The organism is Streptomyces sp. NPDC048664 (assembly GCF_040650555.1).
Classification (GTDB): Bacteria; Actinomycetota; Actinomycetes; order Streptomycetales; family Streptomycetaceae; genus Streptomyces.
The window spans coordinates 14,468-35,159 of the sequence record NZ_JBEZHK010000018.1; the positions used below are offsets into that span (position 1 = coordinate 14,468).

The 20,692-nt window shown below is 67.9% G+C and carries 14 protein-coding genes; 5 read left to right on the top strand and 9 right to left on the bottom strand.

Annotated elements, in window-relative coordinates; translation table 11 throughout:
* Window positions 1-23: 23 nt before the first annotated feature.
* The 5 genes from AB0C59_RS20220 to ngcE all read right to left on the bottom strand — a co-directional run bounded on the left by AB0C59_RS20220 (window position 24) and on the right by ngcE (window position 6,162).
* Window positions 24-1,124, bottom strand: a complete 1,101-nt coding sequence (locus AB0C59_RS20220; RefSeq protein ID WP_363006621.1) for a substrate-binding domain-containing protein — start codon at window positions 1,122-1,124, stop codon at window positions 24-26.
* A 133-nt stretch (window positions 1,125-1,257) separates the two neighbouring features.
* Window positions 1,258-2,457 carry an ROK family transcriptional regulator gene (locus AB0C59_RS20225; RefSeq protein WP_363006408.1) on the bottom strand — a complete coding sequence of 400 codons (1,200 nt, stop codon included), beginning with the start codon at window positions 2,455-2,457 and terminating at the stop codon, window positions 1,258-1,260.
* A 234-nt stretch (window positions 2,458-2,691) separates the two neighbouring features.
* Window positions 2,692-3,621, bottom strand: coding sequence for a carbohydrate ABC transporter permease (locus AB0C59_RS20230; RefSeq protein ID WP_363006410.1), 930 nt, complete (start codon window positions 3,619-3,621; stop codon window positions 2,692-2,694).
* 70 nt (window positions 3,622-3,691) lie between these two features.
* A complete protein-coding gene (locus AB0C59_RS20235) occupies window positions 3,692-4,618 on the bottom strand; it encodes a sugar ABC transporter permease (protein WP_363006412.1) in 927 nt (308 codons plus the stop codon).
* A gap of 92 nt (window positions 4,619-4,710) precedes the next feature.
* A complete protein-coding gene (gene ngcE / locus AB0C59_RS20240) occupies window positions 4,711-6,162 on the bottom strand; it encodes an N-acetylglucosamine/diacetylchitobiose ABC transporter substrate-binding protein (protein WP_363006414.1) in 1,452 nt (483 codons plus the stop codon).
* A gap of 466 nt (window positions 6,163-6,628) precedes the next feature.
* Between ngcE and AB0C59_RS20245 the strand changes: the two genes are divergently transcribed.
* The gene (locus AB0C59_RS20245; protein ID WP_363006416.1) at window positions 6,629-6,886 is read left to right on the top strand and encodes a hypothetical protein; all 258 of its coding nucleotides are present in this window, start codon (window positions 6,629-6,631) and stop codon (window positions 6,884-6,886) included.
* A 67-nt stretch (window positions 6,887-6,953) separates the two neighbouring features.
* Here AB0C59_RS20245 and acnA read toward each other — a convergent pair whose 3' ends face one another.
* Together acnA and AB0C59_RS20255 are read right to left on the bottom strand one after the other, a co-directional pair.
* Window positions 6,954-9,668: an aconitate hydratase AcnA gene (acnA, locus tag AB0C59_RS20250; RefSeq protein WP_363006418.1), complete on the bottom strand. Its 2,715-nt coding sequence runs from the start codon at window positions 9,666-9,668 to the stop codon at window positions 6,954-6,956.
* Between the two features lie 225 nt (window positions 9,669-9,893).
* Window positions 9,894-10,667: a hypothetical protein gene (locus AB0C59_RS20255; protein ID WP_363006420.1), complete on the bottom strand. Its 774-nt coding sequence runs from the start codon at window positions 10,665-10,667 to the stop codon at window positions 9,894-9,896.
* A gap of 719 nt (window positions 10,668-11,386) precedes the next feature.
* On the opposite strand from AB0C59_RS20255, the gene AB0C59_RS20260 reads away from it, so the two are divergent.
* Window positions 11,387-12,916, top strand: coding sequence for a UDP-N-acetylglucosamine 1-carboxyvinyltransferase (locus AB0C59_RS20260; protein ID WP_363006422.1), 1,530 nt, complete (start codon window positions 11,387-11,389; stop codon window positions 12,914-12,916).
* 453 nt (window positions 12,917-13,369) lie between these two features.
* Entirely contained in the window at window positions 13,370-13,528 is a 159-nt protein-coding gene (locus AB0C59_RS20265; RefSeq protein ID WP_363006632.1) for a hypothetical protein, read from the top strand.
* Between the two features lie 190 nt (window positions 13,529-13,718).
* Here the strand turns inward: AB0C59_RS20265 and AB0C59_RS20270 are convergent, their stop codons facing one another.
* On the bottom strand, window positions 13,719-14,363 hold the full coding sequence (locus AB0C59_RS20270) for a hypothetical protein (protein WP_363006424.1): 645 nt from the start codon (window positions 14,361-14,363) through the stop codon (window positions 13,719-13,721).
* 8 nt (window positions 14,364-14,371) lie between these two features.
* Window positions 14,372-14,680, bottom strand: a complete 309-nt coding sequence (locus AB0C59_RS20275) for a hypothetical protein (RefSeq protein WP_363006426.1) — start codon at window positions 14,678-14,680, stop codon at window positions 14,372-14,374.
* Window positions 14,681-15,336: 656 nt separating this feature from the next.
* Between AB0C59_RS20275 and AB0C59_RS20280 the strand changes: the two genes are divergently transcribed.
* Together AB0C59_RS20280 and AB0C59_RS20285 are read left to right on the top strand one after the other, a co-directional pair.
* Window positions 15,337-18,789 (top strand): helicase-related protein, encoded by a 3,453-nt coding sequence (locus AB0C59_RS20280; protein ID WP_363006428.1) that lies wholly within the window; start codon window positions 15,337-15,339, stop codon window positions 18,787-18,789.
* Entirely contained in the window at window positions 18,789-20,687 is a 1,899-nt protein-coding gene (locus AB0C59_RS20285) for a hypothetical protein (RefSeq protein ID WP_363006429.1), read from the top strand. The genes AB0C59_RS20280 and AB0C59_RS20285 overlap by 1 nt, the downstream gene beginning before the upstream one ends.
* Window positions 20,688-20,692: the final 5 nt, after the last annotated feature.

Genomic DNA, 20,692 nt, shown 5'->3' on the forward strand with positions numbered 1-20,692 from the left:
ACGGGGAAAGGGCCGCGGTCGGGCTACTTCAGGCCGGCCTTCGCGCAGGCGGCCTTGTACTGCCCGGTGCAGATCTCGTCGAGGGTGTAGATGCCCTCCTTGACGACCGTGTCCTTGATGTTGGACTTGGTCAGGGAGACGACCGGGACGAGGACCGAGGGGACCTGCTTGACGGTGGGGCTGTCGACCTTGGTCTTCGCGATCGAGTCGAGCGACTTGCCCTGCGCCAGCGCGACGGCCATCTGCGCCGCGATGTCCGCCTCCTGCGGGTAGGACTTGTAGACGCTCATGTACTGCTCGCCCGTGACGATGCGCTGGACACCCGCGAGGTCGGCGTCCTGGCCGGTCACCGGGATGTTGGTGATGCCGGCGGCCTTGAGGGCGGTGATGATGCCGCCGGCCATGCCGTCGTTGGCGGAGTAGACGCCGATGATGTTCTTGCGGCCGAGCGCCGTGATCGCCGTCTCCATGTTGGAGTTGGCGTTGTCCGGCGACCACTCCTTGGTGTCGAACTCCTTGCCGACGTTGACCTTGCCGTCGAGGACGGAGTGCGCACCGGCCTTGAACTGGGCGGCGTTGGGGTCGGTCACGGCGCCGTTCATCATGACGATCTTGCCGGACTTGGCCTTGGAGCCGAGCGCCTGGAGGAGCGCGGTGCCCTGCGTCTTGCCGACCGTGGTGTTGTCGAACGACGTGTACGCCTTGATGGGACCCTCGGCCAGGCGGTCGTACGCCACGACCGGGATGCCCTGGTCGTTGGCCTTCTTCACCGAGTTGGCGATGGCCTTGGAGTCGACGGCGTCGATGATCAGGACGTCGACCTTGTCCGTGATCATGGTGTCGACCTGCTGGGCCTGGAGGTTCGCGTCCTGCCGGGCGTTGTTGTACTCCAGCGTGGCCTTGCCGCCGGTCAGGTCCTTGATCTTCTTCTCGATCAGGGGCTTGTCGAACTTCTCGTACCGGGCGGTCTTGTTCTCCGGAAGGAGCAGACCCACCTTGATGTTGTCGCCCTTCTTGGCACCCGAGGACGGGGAAGAGCTGCCGTTCGACTGCTTGGCGCTGCCACAGGCGGCCAGCGAGACGGCCATGGCACCAGCAGCAACGGCGAAGGCCGCACGACGCATACGCGTGTTCACTTCAGAAACCTCCCTGACGAGGCCGCGTCGTTGCGGCCGAGGTGGCTGGAAGTCAACTCGGCCACACGTGCGACGTCAAGAAGTAAATCCTTAACGAGATGGCAACGGTGCCATCCGTTCTCTAAGTGAAGGCAGGAGTGGCGGACGGGAGACTTCCCTCCAAAAGGGTCGAATCACCCATCTCACTGAGGGCGAGAGCCAGCGCCCCGAGCACCTCCGCACGGCCTCCGAGCGCCCCCGGGAGGACCGACAACTGGCGGGCCGCGCTGGGGATGGCGTACCGGCCCACGGACTCCCTGATGGGCCCGAGGACCAGCTCACCGGCCTCGGCGAGGTCGCCGCCGAGGACGACACGGCTGGGGTTGAGCAGATTGCAGAGGTTGGCCACGCCGCTGCCGATGTGCCGGCCGACGTCGGCGATCACCCGGCGGCAGCCCGGGTCGCCGTCCCGCGCCAGCTTGACCACGCCCTCCATCGTCAGGTCGGCTCCGTGACCGGGCTGGAGCAGCGGCAGGACGTAGCGCGCCGCCGTGAACGTCTCCAGGCAGCCGCGGTTGCCGCAGCGGCACACGGGGCCCGACTCGTCGAGGGTGATGTGCCCGATCTCCCCGGCCGTCCCGCCCGGGCCCCGGTAGATCTTGCCCTCTATCACCAGACCGGCGCCGACACCGCTCGCGACCTTGATGTACGCGAGGTCCCGCACTCCCCTGCCGCTGCCCCAGACCAGCTCGCCGAGGGCGCCGAGGTTGGCGTCGTTGTCCACGGAGACCGGCACGCCGAGCCGCCCCCGCAGCTCCTCGGCGGGCTTGGCCCCGGTCCAGCCCGGGAGGATCGCGGTGGACCCCAGCGTGCCCGACTCGACGTCGATCGGGCCGGGCACGCCCAGGCCCACCCCGGCGATCTTGGAACGGTCCACGCCGGTCGCCTCGATCAGCCTGCTGACCAGGCGTTCCGCCCGGTCGAAGCCCTGCGCGGCGGAGGAGTCCACATCCAGCGGCTCGGCCTCCTCGGCGAGGACCTGGTGGGCGAGGTTGCCGACCGCTACCCGCAGATGCGTGTGCCCGAAGTCGACGCCGATCACGATCCCGGCGTCGCCGCTCAGCGAGACGCTGCGAGCCCTGCGGCCACCCGCCGACGTGGGCGTGACCTCGACGGTTCCGCCGTCCTTCAGCTCCCGAACGATGTTGGAGACCGTCGCCGCGGACAGGCCCGTCGTCCTCGCGATCTCCGCCTGGGTGAGGGATCCGGCCAGCCGCACGGCGCGTACGACCCGCTCCAGGTTGGCTCGGTGCAGCGACGACTGCGACCCTGGAGTCTCCACGACGACCTCCTGAGCACGGGACCGCCTCGATGAGGCCCCGCCTATGTCCAACAAGTGAACTCTAAGCTGAGCCGTTCGGGTCGCCTCCCGTCAAGAGGTTGAGCCGCATCCAGGGCCCCAGGCGCACATCTGTACGAGACGGACACATCCGTTCCGTAGCTTCCGGTTCCGCCGCCGCGGGCGGCTCAGGACGAACCGGTTCGCGGTCCGGTTCGCATCACACCGAGACTTTGGTCACTTCAGTGCCCCCGCGGTCAGTCCCGACACCACCTGCCGCTGGAAGACGACGTACGCCGCGAGCACCGGGAGCATCGCCATCACCAGTCCCGCGAAGAGCCCGGACCAGTCGCCCTTGTAGCCCTGGCTGGCGGCGAGCTGCACCAGGCCCTGGGTCAGGACGTGCTTGTCGGGGTCGGTGTTCAGGACCGTCGGCAGCATGTACTGGTTCCACTGGCCGAGGAAGTTGAAGATCCCCACGCTGATCAGCCCCGGCTTCGCCATCGGCAGCATGATCTGGAAGAACGTGCGGGTGTGCGAGGCCCCGTCCATGAAGGCGGCCTCCGCCACCGAGGTCGGCAGCGTGCGGAAGAACGCCGTCAGGAAGAACACCGTGAACGGCAGCGAGTAGGCGATGTAGACCAGGATCAGACCGTGGATGGTGTTCAGCAGCCCCATGTTGTTCACCACGTAGAACAGCGGGACCAGCGCCAGCATGATCGGGAAGCTCATGCCGCCGACGAACAGGTAGTAGATGAACCGGTTGCCGGGGAACTCGAAGCGCGCCAGCACGTAGGCCGCCATCGAGCCCAGCACCAGCGTGCCGACGAGCGAGCCGCCGACCACCAGGACGGTGTTCAGGAAGTAGCCGCTCATGTTGGCGTCGGTCCAGGCCCGCGCCCAGTTGTCGAAGTGGAGCCGGTCCGGCAGCGCCCAGGGCGAGCTGAAGATCGCGTTGTCGTCCTTGAAGGACGTCATCACGGCCCACAGCAGCGGCAGGACGACCATGAACGCCCACAGGACGAGGATGCCGTGCGAGAAGGCGTTGAGGACGGCGCCCTCCCGCTCCTTGCGGGGCGGCCGCCCGGCCGGGGCCCCGGTCCCGGGGGCGGGCGCGGGGGCGCCGGACTCGGCCGGGACCGGAGCGGGGGTTTCGGTCGTCTTCATGAGGGGATCTCCAGCCGCACGGTCAGAGCTTTCGCCGGGTGATCGGATCCGCGTCGCACGCGTCGCACGCTCAGAACTCCAGTCGCTCGCGCCGGCCCAGCCGCATCACGACCGCCGCGAACAGCAGCGTCACGACGAGCAGGGCGACCCCGATCGTGGTCGCGTACGCGGCCTGACCGTCGCGGAACGCCTTCTGGTAGACGTAGAGCACCATGACGGTGGTCGAGTAGTCGGGACCGCCCGGTCCCGTCGTCATGATCTGTACGACCGCGAACGACTCGGCACCGAGCGCCAGGATGCCCATGTACACCCAGCCGGACTGCACGGTGTCCCACAGCAGGGGCAGGGTGATACGGAAGAACGTCGTGGCGCGGCCCGCCCCGTCCAGCAGAGCCGCCTCGTAGAGGTCGGCCGGGATGGAGGCCATTCCGGCGGAGAAGAGAACCACGAAGAAGCCGACCGTCGACCAGACGAGGACCGCCATCACACACCACAGCGCCAGGCTCGGGTCCCCGAGCCACAGCGGCTGGACGCTGTCGAGGCCGATGCCGCGCAGCAGCGAGTTGATGGCGCCGCTGTCCGGGTTGTACGCGAAAGCGAACAGCAACGCGACGATCGCGATCGACAGCACCTGCGGGAAGAAGTAGACGATCTTGTAGAAGGACGAGCCGCGCACACCGGTGATGACCGCCCCGCCCCTCCGGCGCCGGCCGCCCACGTTGATCATGAACGAGAAGAACAGCGCGAGGCTGATCGTCACCAGCGGCAGCAGCAGCGCGAACAGCAGGCTGTGCTTCAGCGAGGTCCAGAAGATGTCGTCGTGGAACATCCTCGTGTAGTTGTCGAAGCCCACCATCTTGAAGTCGGGGCTCAGGCCGGTCCAGTCCGTGAAGGAGTAGTAGATGGACTGGACGAACGGCCACACGACGAACAGCGCGTACAGCGCCAGGGGCACCACAAGGAACCCCGCGATGAACCGGTACTTGCCATGGTGCATTGCTACCGCCCCGATCTCGCCACTGCCGCCGGCTCAGGAGGTGCGGCCGCGGGCCCCCGAGCGGGCCGGCGGCCGGTGCCTGTGACGGACCCTCACTGGTGCTTGTAGTGCTTGATCGACGAGTCCTTCGCGGCCTCGTCGGCGAATCCCTGGATCTTGGCGATGGCCTCGGCCGGGGTGAGGCGTCCGGCCATCATCTCGCCGAGGCCGGCCACGCCGATCTTCTCCTTCTGCAGCTGCACGTACCAGTCCTGAAGCCGCGGGTTCAGGACGTTGGCGCCCGCCTTCTCCAGCGCCGCCACGCCGGAGGTGAGCCCGGGGGTGAGGCTGATGCCCGTGGTGCCGCCGTTGAACGCCGTCAGCGACTTGACCTTGGCGGTGAAGTTCTTCGAGGACGCCTCGCCGAGCATGATGCGCAGCTGCTCCATGCCGCCCTCGGGGTTCGCCGCCTTGGCCGGGACGACGAAGGGTTCGCCGCCGGAGGCCCAGAGGGTGCCGAAGGGCATCTTGTCGGAGGAGTCGATGCCCGTGGGGGCGGAGACGGCGAGGTCGAAGTCGGCGGGGATGACGTTCGCGGACTCGTTCTCCACCCAGGAGCCGTTCGGGATGAACAGCGCCTTGCCCTTGGCCCAGGCGGTCTGCGACTGGATGTGGTCCAGGCCCGGGGTGCCCCTGAGGATGTAGCCCTTCTTGTAGAGCTCGTAGTACGCCTCGAAGCAGGCCTTGACGGCCGGGTGCTTCCAGGCGTTCGGCTCCAGGTTGTCGATGGCGTCGAGCACCTCGCGGCCGCCGACCTTGCCGATCATCGGGTACAGGGAGAAGGGGAGGTAGTACGGGTACTTGCCCGCGTACGTCCAGCCCGCGATGCCCTTCTTCTTGGCCTTCTCGCACACCTGGAGCATCTCGTCCCAGGTCTCGGGGTACTGCGCGTCGAGCGACGCGAGGAGCTTGTGCGAGTACCAGACGCCGTAGACCGTGTAGGCGTAGTACATGATCCATACGGGGTCGCCGTCGAACTGCCCCATCTCCACGATGCCCGGGCGCAGCGTGTCGCGGACCTTCTTCGTGGGGTCGTCGATCGAGGGGGCGTCGAGCAGCGGAGTGAGGTCCGCGAGCTGCTTCTTGCCGACCAGGACGCCCATGTCCATCTGCTCCGCGCCGGAGTTGTCGATGAGGTCCGGCGGGTTGCCCTGGTTGAAGCGGGGCTGGAGGGTGGACTGGATCTTCTGCGTGGCGGAGAACTTGACCTTCGCCTTGGGGAAGTCCTTCTGGTAGATCCTGACCGCGTCCTCGGCGTACTCCTTTCCGAAGCCGCCGTCGAAGAGCACGAACTCCATCTGCGCGCTCTCGCCCACGCCCAGGGGGTTCTGCTTGGTCTTCTTACCGGTCTTGGCCTTGTCGTTCCCGCCGCTCGAACTGCTCGCGCAGGCGGACAGAAAACTCATCGTGGGAACGGAGACCAGACCGAGCGCGGCGGACCGCTTGATCAGATCACGGCGGCCCGTGCCCTGGGGGTGTGCGTGCTCTCCGGAAGTAGAACCCATGCTCAAGTCCTCGCCTTCTTAAGGACTCAGGCGGTGAACCGGATCCCCCCGGCACCGCGACGATGATGAAGCTCGGGTCGTGCCAGTCGTGCCCATCCGTGACTGCCGCAAACCGGAGGGCAGCCGCTCCGGTCGCGACAGGTATAGTCCACTTCGCGCCAGGGGGGCAAGATCGAGCGCAAGGTTGGCGCCGCGCTTTTCCGAGTTGAGACCTGCTCCCGGCGGTCCATGGCAAGTCCATGCCACTTTTCTTCACTCGTCGGGGCGGTATTGGCCCTCCTCGCCCACGCGGGGGCAACCCGGGTGCTCTGGTGGTCATCTACCAGTGCGAAGGCGACGATGGGGGCGAGGGCAGGCTGTGCAGGGATCCGGCGCGAACGGTGGCCGTGGCAGGACCACCGCCGCATCCTGGTGGTCTGCCGCGACGGCGAACCTCTTCATCGGCCTGGGCGCCATACTCCCCGGCGTGTGCGTGCGCTGGCTGCTGACGCGGTACGCGCTGCTCCCCTGCTCCGCGGGGTTCGGCTGCGGGCGGGACTCCGCGGACCACACGGTGGGCATGGCGCTGGGCGCGGTGCTGGGCGGTGCCTTCGTCCTCGGCATGATCCTGGTGGTGGACGTCCTCGTGCCCTGGCAGGAGGGCAGGCCGATGAACCTGTGGCTCGGGATGACGACCCTGGTCCCGGCGCCGTTCGCCATCGCCACGGCCGCCGGGTGGATCTGACCCGGGTCGGGCATGCGTGAGGGCCGCACCCCCAGGGGTGCGGCCCTCACGTGTGCTACCGGATCGCCTACTTGCGGATCAGGTTGCGCAGCACGTACTGCATGATGCCGCCGTTGCGGTAGTAGTCGGCCTCACCGGGGGTGTCGATGCGGACGACCGCGTCGAACTCCACGCCCGTGTCGGTGGTGACCTTGACCGTGCGCGGCGTGGTGCCGTTGTTCAGCTCGGTGACGCCGGCGAAGGAGAAGGTCTCCTCACCGGTCAGGCCGAGGGACTCGGCCGAGGCGCCCTCCGGGAACTGCAGCGGCAGAACGCCCATGCCGATGAGGTTCGAGCGGTGGATGCGCTCGTACGACTCGGCGATGACGGCCTTGACGCCGAGCAGCGCGGTGCCCTTGGCGGCCCAGTCGCGGGACGAACCGGAGCCGTACTCCTTGCCGGCCAGGACGACCAGCGGGATGCCCTGGTCGATGTAGTTGCGCGAGGCGTCGTAGATGAAGGCCACCGGCGCGTCGGCCTGGGTGAAGTCGCGGGTGTAGCCGCCCTCGGTGCCCGGCGCGATCTGGTTGCGCAGGCGGATGTTGGCGAACGTGCCGCGGATCATGACCTCGTGGTTGCCTCGGCGCGAGCCGTAGGAGTTGAAGTCACGACGCTCCACACCGTGCTCGGTGAGGTACGTGCCGGCCGGGGTGTCGGCCTTGATGGCACCGGCCGGGGAGATGTGGTCGGTGGTGACCGAGTCGCCCAGCTTGGCGAGCACGCGGGCACCGGCGATGTCGCCGACCGGGGACGGCTCCATCTGCATGCCCTCGAAGTACGGGGGCTTGCGCACGTAGGTCGACTCGGCGTCCCACTCGAAGGTGTTGCCGGTCGGGATCGGCAGGGACTGCCACTGGGCGTCGCCCGCGAAGACGTCCTGGTAGGACTTGTTGAACATGTCCTCGCCGATGGCGTTGGCCACGACGTCGTTGACCTCGGCCTCGGAGGGCCAGATGTCCGCGAGGAAGACCGGCTTGCCGTCCTGGTCGGTGCCCAGCGCGTCCTTGGTGATGTCCACCTTCATGGAGCCCGCCAGGGCGTAGGCGACGACCAGCGGCGGGGACGCCAGGTAGTTCATCTTGACGTCGGGGTTGATCCGGCCCTCGAAGTTGCGGTTGCCGGACAGCACCGAGGTGACCGCGAGATCGTGGTCGTTGACGGCCTTGGAGACCTCCTCCGGCAGCGGGCCGGAGTTGCCGATGCAGGTGGTGCAGCCGTAGCCGACGAGGTTGAAGCCGACCTTGTCCAGGTACGGGGTCAGGCCCGCCTTGTCGAAGTAGTCGGTGACGACCTTCGAGCCCGGGGCGAGGGTGGTCTTGACCCACGGCTTGCGGGTCAGGCCCTTCTCGACCGCCTTCTTGGCCACCAGGGCGGCGGCGACCATGACGTACGGGTTGGAGGTGTTGGTGCAGGAGGTGATGGCCGCGACCGTCACCGCACCGTGGTCGATCTCGTAGGTCGAACCGTCGGGGGCCGTGACGGTGACCGGGTTGGTCGGGACGCCGTTGGCGGCGGCCGGGGCGTCGGAGGCCGGGAAGGACTCCTTGCCCGCCTCGTCCGCGGTGTCGACGTAGTTGCGTACGTCCACCTTGAACTGCTCGGCGGCGTTCGCGAGGACGATGCGGTCCTGCGGGCGCTTCGGGCCGGCGATGGAGGGGACGACCGTGGAGAGGTCCAGCTCCAGCTTCTCGGAGAAGTCAGGCTCGGCGGCCGGGTCCAGCCACAGGCCCTGCTCCTTGGCGTACGCCTCGACGAGCGCGACCTGCTGCTCGGAGCGGCCGGTCAGGCGCAGGTAGTTGAGGGTCTCGCCGTCGATCGGGAAGATCGCGGCGGTGGAGCCGAACTCCGGCGACATGTTGCCGATGGTGGCGCGGTTGGCCAGCGAGGTGGCGGCGACGCCCTCACCGTAGAACTCGACGAACTTGCCGACCACACCGTGCTTGCGGAGCATCTCGGTGATGGTGAGCACGAGGTCGGTGGCGGTGGTGCCGGGCTTGAGCTCACCGGTGAGCTTGAAGCCGACGACGCGCGGGATGAGCATGGACACCGGCTGGCCGAGCATCGCGGCCTCGGCCTCGATGCCGCCGACGCCCCAGCCGAGGACGCCCAGGCCGTTGACCATGGTGGTGTGCGAGTCGGTGCCGACCAGGGTGTCGGGGTACGCCTGGCCGCCCCGGACCATGACCGTGCGGGCCAGGTGCTCGATGTTCACCTGGTGGACGATGCCGGTGCCGGGCGGGACCACCTTGAACTCGTCGAAGGCGGTCTGGCCCCAGCGCAGGAACTGGTAGCGCTCCTTGTTGCGGCCGTACTCCAGCTCGACGTTCTGGCCGAAGGCGTCCTTGGTGCCGAACTTGTCGGCGATGACGGAGTGGTCGATGACCAGCTCGGCCGGGGCCAGCGGGTTGATCTTGGCCGGGTCGCCGCCGAGCTCCTTCACGGCCTCGCGCATGGTCGCGAGGTCCACGACACAGGGAACGCCGGTGAAGTCCTGCATGATCACGCGGGCCGGCGTGAACTGGATCTCCTGGGACGGCTGGGCCTGGGAGTCCCAGTCGCCGAGGGCGCGGATGTGGTCGGCGGTGATGTTCGCGCCGTCCTCCGTGCGGAGCAGGTTCTCCAGCAGGACCTTGAGGCTGTACGGCAGGCGGGACGAGCCCTCCACCTTGTCCAGCCGGAAGATCTCGTACGACTCGTCGCCCACCTGCAGCGTGCTGCGGGCGTCGAAGCTGTTCGCCGACACGACAGTCTCCTTCATTGATGTACGCGTACTCACCACGATCCTGCCGCCACGGCATCTCGACCTGTCCGCTAAGGTAAGGCTAAGTTAGGTAACCCTTACCGGGGTGGCGGCTGCGGTGCTCCTCGGCAGATATCTCGATGTCGAGATAACTCTAGTACATGGGGGCCGGACCGGTCATGTCCGGCCCCGTCCGCAGGGCCGCAGCGGGGTGTGGTCAGACAGGCCCTAGCCCCTGCAGATCGCGTACACCACGATGGTGTCGTTGGTTCCGGTCGCGCTGGTCAGCTGCGACTGGAAGCCGGTGGGGGGTGAGCCGAAGGGGCGGGACCCTCCCGGGAAGGCGCTGATGCTTCCGCTGGTGGCGCTCTGGTCGTACGCACCGCCGCCCGTGACGAACGTGCCCGACGGGCAGGTGATCGAGTTGAAGGTGCCCGCCCCCTGGGGCCCGGCGAGGGAGCGGGAGACCAGGACGCTCTGCGACCCGGTGGTGCCGCTGGATCCCTGGGATCCCTGAGCGCCGGTGGCGCCCTGGAACCCCTGGAACCCCTGGAACCCCTGCGCGCCCGAGGAGCCCTGGGTGCCGATGGGGCCCTGGGTGCCGGTCCCCGCCTGCGAGCCGGTGACGCCTTGCGCTCCGGTCGAGCCCTGGGGGCCGGTGAGGCCCGGCGTCCCCTGGAAGCCCTGCGAGCCCGTGCCGCCCTGCGCGCCGTCCGCGCCTTGGAAGCCCTGGGTGCCCTGTACGCCGGTGATGCCCTGGGGGCCGGCGACTCCCTGAGAACCACTGGAACCCTGGAACTCCTGTGCTCCGGGCGAGCCTTGCGCGCCGTTCCCGCCCTGTCCGCCCGCCGACCCCTGGAAGCCCTGCGCGCCCTGGGCGCCGTTGTTGCCCTGGGCGCCCGCCGCTCCCTGCGTGCCGCTGGCGCCCTGCGCACCATTGTTGCCCTGCGCACCCGCCGAACCCTGGACCCCTTGAGCCCCCTGCGCCCCCGAACCGGTCACACCCTGCTGCCCCTGCGCACCAGTGGCGCCCTGAGTCCCCGTGGCCCCCTGCGTTCCCTGGGTCCCCTGCGTTCCCTGGGTCCCCTGGCTCCCTTGAGCGCCCTGAGTTCCCTGTGGCCCCTGCGGACCGCGCGGAGGTCTGGGCTTCCTCGGTCGGTGTTTCCCGTGGTCGTCCGGCCCGCCTGGACCCGGTCCCAGCCGACCGTGGCGTTCGTCAGTGGCGGCAAGCGCAGACGCGGGCTCGAAATCCGCGCTCAAGGCGCCCTTCGGACCGGGACCGGCGGTGGCTCTCTCGATCGAGTCGGCCACGGCCGCCGTCAGGGGGGCCACGCTCGGCAGAGCCGCGAGCGTACCTACGACCAGGAGACGACCGACGGCCTTGAGACGAGCTCTCCGAAGCGAAGCCTTCATTTCGTGGAATTCCCCATATCGTCATCTGGACAAATGCCCAGCACAAAAACCGCAGATGATGTCATCTACGGCCATTTCGCCACGAATTACCAATATCGATCCATGGAGAGCTTCGCGCGAGCAGCGCCGATCTGGGTCACACAAATGACACTCAATCGGATTGAAAATGCTAAACGTAAAGAATTACGCATTTTATGCTATTCGGGAGCTTGTGCCTCAACTCCCCCTCGCCGACCGTCACCCAGCGCCACTCACCCGAACAGACCCCCCAAGAGGCGCCATCTCATATCTGAGATAACCTCGGCCTCATGTCAGACGACTACCTCGTACGCATCGGCAAGCTCATCCGTGACGCCCGCCAGCACCGCGGCTGGACGCAGGCCCAACTCGCGGAGGCGCTCGGCACCAGCCAGAGCGCCGTCAACCGCATCGAGCGCGGCAACCAGAACCTCAGCCTTGAGATGATCGCCCGAATCGGTGAAGCTCTCGACAGCGAAATCGTGTCGCTGGGCTACGCGGGTCCCATGCACTTGCGTGTGGTCGGCGGACGTCGGCTGTCCGGCTCGATCGACGTGAAGACGAGCAAGAACGCCTGCGTGGCACTGCTGTGCGCCTCACTGCTGAACAAGGGGCGCACGGTGCTGCGCCGGGTCGCCCGTATCGAGGAGGTCTACCGCATCCTGGAGGTGCTCAACTCGATCGGGGTGCGGACCCGTTGGATCAACGACGGCGTGGATCTGGAGATCATGCCGCCCGTCGATCTGGAGATGGGCGCCATCGACGCCACGGCGGCCCGCCGTACGCGCTCCATCATCATGTTCCTCGGCCCGCTGCTGCACCGCATGGACCGCTTCATGCTGCCCTACGCGGGCGGCTGCGACCTCGGCACGCGCACCATCGAGCCGCACATGATCGCGCTGCGCCGGTTCGGCCTGGACGTCACGGCCACCGAGGGGCAGTACCACGCGGTGGTGGACCGGTCCGTCACTCCGAACCGGGCGATCGTGCTGACCGAGCGCGGCGACACCGTGACCGAGAACGCGCTGCTCGCCGCCGCCCGCCACGACGGGGTCACCGTCATCCGCAACGCCTCCTCCAACTACATGGTGCAGGACCTGTGCTTCTTCCTGGAGGCGGTCGGCGTCCAGGTCGACGGCATCGGGAGCACCACGCTGACCGTGCACGGCGTGCCGGACATCGACGTCGACGTGGACTACTCCCCCTCCGAGGACCCGGTCGAGGCGATGAGCCTGCTGGCCGCCGCGGTCGTCACCGAGTCGGAGCTGACGGTGCGCCGGGTGCCGATCGAGTTCCTGGAGATCGAGCTGGCGGTACTGGAGGAGATGGGCCTCGACCACGACCGCAGCCCCGAGTACGTGGCCGACAACTGCCGCACCCGGCTGGTGGACCTCACGGTGCGGCCCTCCAAGCTGGAGGCGCCGATCGACAAGATCCACCCCATGCCGTTCCCCGGCCTGAACATCGACAACGTCCCGTTCTTCGCGGCCATCGCCGCCGCCGCGCAGGGCAAGACGCTGATCCACGACTGGGTGTACGACAACCGGGCCATCTACCTGACGGACCTCAACCGCCTCGGTGGGCGCCTTCAGTTGCTGGACCCCCACCGCGTCCTGGTCGAGGGCCCGACCCGCTGGCGCGCCGCCGAGATGATGTGCCCGCCCGCGCTGCGGCCCGCGGTGGTCGTGCTGCTGGCGATGATGGCGGCCGAGGGCACCTCCGTGCTGCGGAACGTGTACGTCATCAACCGCGGTTACGAGGATCTGGCTGAGCGCCTGAACTCGGTGGGCGCGCAGATCGAGACGTTCCGCAACATCTGATCGGTAGGAGTGTCGTGCCCCTAGGAGATGAGGGGCACGACACTCCTAAATGCCTGCTGACCTGCTGTTACACACTTGCGGGACCCTCCATTGATCAACGCTGTTTTTCATCACCTTGTGCAACGTGCGTGCAAGATGATCTTAAATTGGTGACGAGGGGTCATACATATCTGACTGGCCGTCAGCCTTCACGGAGAGTGCTCGCCACAGGGGCCTCGCATGTCCGCACCGACGGTGCCACTGGCGTTCCTGAGATTCGGAGTTCAGTCCTCTCCGTGCACGCGCATCAAGCGCACTACACCGCTACGGCCAGTTCCAGCCCGGACCTCCACGCGCACCGGCGCTCCTTCGATCATCCGGCTGACTCCTACATCCGGGTCGGCGACCTGCTGACCGAGGCGCCCGCCGACTGCATCCGCGACGATCCTGCCCGGGAGCACGTCGAAACGAGCAGTGAAATGCGCGCTGCCGTCGTCGAGCCCGCCGGCGGGACGGGAGGGCGGACGCCTACGGCAAGGCTGGCAGTCCATGAAGGACACCAGCGCGGACATGTCCGTGAAGTACAAGGAGACCGCGCGGGGCGGGCTCGCGGTGAACATCATCGAGTGCTGAGGGGATGGGGGCCCTGAGCAGCGCGTTCGTGTCTTTCGGCGCTGTCAGGGCCTTCCCTCATTACGCGGCAGAAAGTCCCTGGAACCTCCCTGGGACAGACGTGAAAGTCCCTGGGATGTCCCGGCTCCGAGACCCGGTCGAACACCAGCGCGCGCCGAGTCCATGCAGATCAGCACTCCAGTTGTGGAGCTCACGCGTGCGGTTGCATCGCCTGGAGCCGCGCCTCGACTTCGGCAACGACGAGCTTCGATTCCTCGGTCGGGCGTCCCGCTGGGTCAACCAGCGGGCACTTCATGACCTTCACCGCGAGACCGTCGAGATCGACCATCGTCGTGACCTCTGCGCGCCGACGGGAGTCGTATCGGGCGAAATCGTCACACTTATCGACCAGAGCGATAAGTGACGGCAACCTCGTCATCAGCCCGGACCGGAGATCCTGAATGACGCGCTGCATGCCCTCGACGCACTCGTGCAGCGCGAGCGCATCGTCCTGCCTCTGCTTTACGCCGGCCTCGCGCCGCTCCAGTACTTGCGCCTCCTCCTGCTTGCTGGCTTCGAGCGCTTGGATCCGCCATGTCGCTGCCAGTTCGTACGTGACCTTGCCCGACTTGGCCTCGATCTGGTCCAGCATCTTCCTACCGGCCGCTCGCCCGCCGCCGCCGACCGCAACAGCCCCACGACCAAACCATGCTTCTGCGGCGTTACGGGCTGCGACCCCACGCAGCGTCTTGATCGCCCTGCCCGTGGAGGCGGATCCGAGGCTCTGCACCGCGCGATAGGACCCCGATTTGACAGCGGGACCGACGACGAGTGGGAGCGCGACGACCAGAACCACGCCGCCCACTATGCGGGCGGCCGGCAACACAGCGACACCACCCGTTCGCCGTGGCTCGCCCCTCTCATTGCTCGCGGTGGGCTCTCGATCATCGCCAGTTCGAAGTGATCTACGTTCTTCATACGCCCGTAAACATCACGGGAGGGAAGAACGGCCACGTCGTAGAGCATCTGCCGTGCCTTACTCAGGGCGACGGAGTCCTCCGTGGCCTGCCGATCGAACTCCTGAGCCGCCTTTTGCAAACGCTTGCGCGTCTTCCGGTTCTTGCGGACGAGCCCTACGGCGTCGACTACGTCGATTATCACGTTGCCCCCCATGTGCTTTTTGCAGGAGCCTAATTGAGATCGCCGAGCCGCGTCTCGGCGTTCGGCTACGCCGAAGTCATGTAGGTCGACCCGATCGTTCTAAGCCTTCCGCCCGCAGATGCACGGACGGCGTCTGTCCTTGCATCCGTTGACACGCACAACGGCAGCCATCGCGTGCCTCCGACGCGGGCCGAAGGATTCTGCCGCCCTCTCCGTCCACCTCTCGACTGCGATCTCTCAGTCCGGATGTTCGCAACCGCCGCCTGGTAGCGCGCGGAGAGGAGACGGGGCGCCACCCCGCACTCCTTCGGTAGCCGATCGATTCAGTCAAGGGATCGGTTCGTTCCGGTCAGATTTGATCAACTTGGTTTATCGGCTTGTAACTTGCTTCCGCCTGAGCTCATCCTGATCGGGTTCGGAGAAGCAGAAGATGTCCGGCCGTGGCGTCGTGCCACGGCGGCTTCTGACTCGCGAACCCTGGAGAACCCCGTGGACACCCCCGTCCTGCGGGCCGGTTGTGCATGCTCGTCGCCACCGGCACGTACCTCGGAGCCGCTTCGGCTCCCCCGTCGCTCGCCCGTGAGCGGCGGCGCCTGTTTGCTGCTCAGGCCCTCCTGCAGCGCCTCCTTCCTGCCGGCGACCTACGCCGAGGCTGGAGGGGAGACGCCGTGACCACACCCCCGTTCAAGCCGAGCGTCACCCAGCAAACGGCCCTCGTCGAGCACCTCGTGAGCGCGGTGGTCACCGACGCGACAGGCGAGGCACAGGGCAACGTCTGCCTCGGCGAACCCCCCAGCGCGCGCTACTTCATGGAGAGCCTCGGCCCCCACGCCGTCGAGCCAGGTGGTGCCGCCCCCAGATACGGTCGGATGACTCCGGACAGCCTCGGGTTCGAGTTCGAGGCCGAGAACGCCAGCTCCGTCATGGTCAGGGCGAAGGCGTCCTTCTACTACTCGGCCCTGCCGACCCGAGCGGAGCAGCTGGAGTGGGCCGGCGACCGCGAGGAGCCGTACCGGCTGGCGCCGTTGTTCAGGCGACTTGACGTGACGGTCGGCCCGGTGGAGATCGTCCTCGATCAGGCTGGCCTCCGTCAGACTCTGGAGGGTGAGTTCCGGCACGCCTTCGCGGGAGCCGTCGAGCTGGCGCTCCGTGATCCGCGGATCGATCGTCGCGTGGGCAACGACCGGCGGGAGCGTCTGGTGCCTCCCGCAGCGATGGAGGACGACAGGTCATTCGAGCAGTGGCTGGCCCGGGAGGTGGCCGGGGATCCTGTGGTGCCGACCCCCGCCGCACACGTCGTCATCACGTCGAGGCCGGTGGCCCCGGGACGGCTCCGGGTGACCGCGACCCTGCAGAACCTCGCTGCGGACCCGGTCGTGACCGTCCAGGGAAAGGGCAGGAACGCGGGCCGCAGCCGCCGCGACGAGGCGAGGGACAACGCCCTGTTCCGCGCGGGGCTGGAGATCGACGGTGACCGTCTCCTGCCCATCGTGATGGATCTCGGCGCCGACGCCTACCGCTACTCGGGAGACCTGGGGGCGTACGCGAACAACTGCGGTGTCGAGCCGCGGTGGCACGACGGCCGGCTCGTCTCCGTCCGCAGCGTGCCCGTGCCGCAGCACGACACCCATCGCGCGGTGGCCCGCGCGGACGAACGCTGGGGCTACTCGGCGCTCGCTGCGGACCCGCTGCCGGTTCTGGAGGACCTTGCCGACGAGATGGAGGCGTATCTCGACGCCCCCGCTTGGAGCACGGAGGACCTCCAGGACAGGCCGGACCTGGCCCGCCGGAAGGAGTCCGACCGCCAGGCCGCCGCGTTGGAGGTCGCCCGCTTCCGCGACGGCATCGCGTGGCTGCGGCGGGACGACCGTCTGCTGACCGCGTTCCAGCTGGCGAACGAGTCCATGACGGAGCTCAACACGCGGAGGAAACAACCGAACCGAGGGTGGCGCCTCTTCCAGCTCGTGGCCATCGTGAGCCAGCTCGGCGCCCTGGCCTGGCGGGAGCACCCCCAGGAGCTCTTCACTCCGGGACTCTGGGGTGACGACCAAGACGTGGATCCCACCGAAGCGGCGACCGTCGTCTGGTACCCGACTGGAGGCGGCAAGACGGAGGCCTATCTCGGCCTGGTCCTCGTGTGCATGTTCTACGACCGGACCAGAGGAAAGGAGGTCGGGGTCTCGGCCTGGTGCCGCTTCCCCCTCCGGCTCCTCACCCTCCAGCAGACACAACGGCAACTCGACGTCATTGCTGCCGCTGACATCGTCCGAGGCCGCAACGCCGACCGCATCAAGGAGGTCGGCGGCAATCCCGGGTGGCCCTTCTTCATCGGCTTCTACGCCGGCGGAGGCAACACCCCAAACTCGCTCACGTCCGATCGCACGCTCGACCGCCTTCGATCGAGCGAGGCAGAGCGGCATGCGTACCGACTCGTGCACGACTGCCCCTACTGCGGTGAACGGTCGGTACACATCCCGCCCCCCGATCCTCAGGAGCTCAGGCTCAAGCACGTCTGCGGCAACGAGCAGTGCGGGAAGGTCCTGCCCATCGTCGTGGTGGACACCGAGATCTACCGCTACCTCCCCACGGTCGTGGTCGGCACCTTGGACAAGCTGGCCAACGCCGGGCTGTCGGACAAGTTCGGTGCGCTCCTGGGGGACGTCGACTGCTGGTGCACGCCGCACGGGTTCGGTCGGGGCGGGAAGTGCCACGAGCGCCACGCGCCCGGTCATCCGAAGGCGGCTCCCGGGCCCCTGAAGGCACCTCTCTACGACCCCTCCCCCTCCCTGGAGATCATCGACGAACTGCACATGGTCAACGAGGAGCTCGGGGCCTTCTCGGGGCACTACGAGGGGCTCTTGGCGGAGGTGCAGCGCACCCTGACCTCAAGGCACCGGGCCGACGGACGAGGGGTCCGCATGAAGGTGGTGGCGACGACCGCGACCATCCGGGGCGAGGACCGCCAGAGCGAGCACCTCTTCGGCCTCAGGTCCGTCGTGGTGCCACTCCCGGGGCCCAACCTCGACGAGAGCTTCTACTGGCGCCTAGACCGAGGGCTCCCCCTCCGCCGTTTCGTCGGGGTCATGCCGACCCGAGGGACCGCGGAGATGACGCTGGTCAGGATCCTGACCTCCGCACACCGAGCCCTGTGGAAGCTCGAGCAGCGCCGCGAACTTCCGCCGGCTTTCGAGGCGTGGCCGGAGGAGGAGCTTCGGGCGGTCGTCGACCTGTACCGCACGAGCCTCACGTACGCCACCACGCTCGTCGACTTCGGCCGTATCCGCCGCTCGCTGGACACGCAGGTCAACGAAGCGCTGCGCAGGGAAGGTTATCCGGACCTCCGCGTGGCCGAGCTGAAGAGCGAGACGCGCCTGGACGAGGTGCGTGGCGTCCTGGACGACCTGAGCAGCACCGACGGCGAGACGGGCATGGTCGTGGCCACGAGCATGGTGAGCCACGGGGTCGACGTGGACCGGCTGAACTTCATGCTGTTCAACGGCATGCCCAGGTCGATGGCAGAGTACATCCAGGCGTCCTCACGCGTCGGCCGCGCGTACCACGGACTCGTGTTCATGCTCTTCAACCCGGTACGGGAGCGGGACCGCTCGCACTACCGGTACCACGGCAAGTTCCACGAGTACCTGGACCGCATGGTCGAACCGGTGGCGATCAACCGCTGGAGCCGGTTCGCGGTGCGCAGGACCCTTCCCGGAATCCTCATGGGTCACCTGCTCCAGATCGCCAACCGCGACTGGTGGCAGGCGGGCAACGCCCCGGGGCATCTGCACGACCTCTCCAAGATGCAGGCTGCTCTCCGTGATCCCTCCCTGGGCGGCCTGGAGGGAGTCCAGCTGACCGAGCTGCTCGAGGCACTCCACGCGGTCTTCCAGTCCCACCGACCTGAGGGACAGGAGCTCCGGAGCGACTTGGAGGACATGGTGGAGCACGCGGTCGCCAGCCTGCGCTCCGCGGGTGCCTCCGCCACCCTCGCTGGCGGGAACAACCGGGGGTACCGCGCGACGGGCGACTACCTGGGACTCGAGTGCCGACCGATGACGAGTCTCCGCGACGTCTCCGAGGGCATCCCCTTCCACGTCGTGTCCGACAACCGGAGGTCGTGATGGCGTTCAACCCCAGGAACGACGAGATGTCCCGCGACCGCGGCCAGGTCCTCTTCCGGTTCAGGCCCGGCCAGACCTTCGACCACCGTGGCGGCTACACCACACAGGTGATCCAGCTCGGGCGTGACGAGGAGTTCGACGGCCCCTCCCTGGATCGTGACCACCTCGTCCAGGAGGCGATGCGGTTCGTTCGCAGATGGCGGGCCGCCGGACGCGCCTTCGTCGCCGGGTCCGACCGGGCACCCGAGTTCCCCGGCGACCAGGACCGACTCGGCGATCGCCACTACGAGGTCGTGGTCCCGGGCAAGGTCTTCTGTCGCGTCTGGCCCAGGGTGGTGCGCTGTTCCAGGGCAGGGTGCGGGCACGTCTGGACGGCCGGCGACCCTCGGCCGGGGACCGACGACTGGCCGCCAGCGTGCCCGGCCTGCGGCGGCGTCGTCGGCAACCGGCAGCTCCAGTTCGTCTTCGCGCACAAGTGCGGCGAGACGTCACCGATGTACCCGCCGAGCAAGTGTCCGAGGGGCCACACCCGGTTCAGGCTCGACGACCGCGCCAGCCGGTTCCGCGACTTCCGGTGGGAGTGTATGACCTGTGGCTTCCCTCTGGGTGTGCAGTGGAGTTGCAGCAACTCCTCGTGCAGCTACCCGGACAAGTTCATGAACCCCCTGCTTCACTCTGCGGGAACCGCGCACGTCGGCCACGGGCTGACCCTCGTGAACGTGACGACGACGGAGGAGGCGACCCGGCAGAGCAATCCCCTGTACACCGCGGCCGTGCTCGGCTGGTGGCTCGGGGAGATCACCGAGGACGAGTTCCGTCGGCTCACGGACGGACACACGGTCGACGTGCCCGACGAGGTAGTCGAGAGCATCCGGGTGATGGAGGAGGCCGGTCTGCACGACCAGGCGCGGGCCCTGCGGGCACGCTTCATGCCGGTCGAAGTCGACCATCTGCGGGACCGGGTGGGCAAGGCTCTCGGGCTCGACGCGGGGAGTGACGACGCCCGCGGGCTCGCGGCCGAGCTGCACACCTACCGTCGCGTCCTCAACCTGGAACGCCTCGGGGTCCCACGACTGCAGCGGGAAGCGCGCAACCCGGAGCGGCGCGCCCTCTACGAACGCTACCCCGAGGTCCTGGCAGCCGCCGGTCTCAGCCGTGACACCTGCCTGGTGAGTGACCTCCCGATCACCTACCTCGCGATCGGCTACAGCCGGACCGGCTTCAGCCCCGAGGAGGCGGACCTGGTCCCCTACCGGGGGCGCGTCTCACGGGGTGCTCCCGAGAAGACACTGCTCTACGCGCACCCCACCCAGGCGGAGGCGCTGCTTTTCCCGGTGGACCGGGACCGGGTGAGCCGGTGGATGGTCCGGAACGAGCTCGTCAGCCAAGGCGCCCTCGACGACGCCGGCGGTGTCGCCCAGTGGCTTGTTCACCAGCTCGGTCCGAGTAACGGCCAGGCTCTCTCCCACGAGGTACGACCCGCTCCGGGGCACCCCGACCTCCCGGTCCACGAGCTGTTCGGCCTGCTGCACTCCCTGTCGCACCAGATCCTGCGGGCGCTGGCGGTCGACAGCGGGTACAGCGAGACGAGCCTGTCCGAGTATCTGTTCCCGTACGACCTGGCCTTCGCCGTCTACCCCAACGGAGGGAGCGACTTCAGCCTGGGTGCGATGCGGACCGTCCTGGAGCAGAACCTCGACGCGGTCGTGAGTCGCGCCGTCGACAACGACTCGTGCCTGTACGACCCCAACTGCATGATCACGAACGAGGGTGCCGACCACGGCTGCCTGCAGCTACCCGAGACGGCCTGCCAGTCCTGGAACAGGAACCTCTCCCGCTGGCACCTGTTCGGTTCTCCGGATGGTTCGAGAGTCGGGTACTGGGACCCGTCTCTGTGAGCGCC

Excerpts from the sequence above, each read along its gene's own strand:
- AB0C59_RS20220 (WP_363006621.1), bottom strand. The coding sequence starts at position 1,124 with ATGCGTCGTGCGGCCTTCGCCGTTGCTGCTGGTGCCATGGCCGTCTCG.
- AB0C59_RS20230 (WP_363006410.1), bottom strand. The coding sequence starts at position 3,621 with ATGAAGACGACCGAAACCCCCGCTCCGGTCCCGGCCGAGTCCGGCGCC.
- AB0C59_RS20235 (WP_363006412.1), bottom strand. The coding sequence starts at position 4,618 with ATGCACCATGGCAAGTACCGGTTCATCGCGGGGTTCCTTGTGGTGCCC.
- ngcE (WP_363006414.1), bottom strand. The coding sequence starts at position 6,162 with ATGGGTTCTACTTCCGGAGAGCACGCACACCCCCAGGGCACGGGCCGC.
- AB0C59_RS20260 (WP_363006422.1), top strand. The coding sequence starts at position 11,387 with ATGTCAGACGACTACCTCGTACGCATCGGCAAGCTCATCCGTGACGCC.
- AB0C59_RS20275 (WP_363006426.1), bottom strand. The coding sequence starts at position 14,680 with ATGGGGGGCAACGTGATAATCGACGTAGTCGACGCCGTAGGGCTCGTC.
- AB0C59_RS20285 (WP_363006429.1), top strand. The coding sequence starts at position 18,789 with ATGGCGTTCAACCCCAGGAACGACGAGATGTCCCGCGACCGCGGCCAG.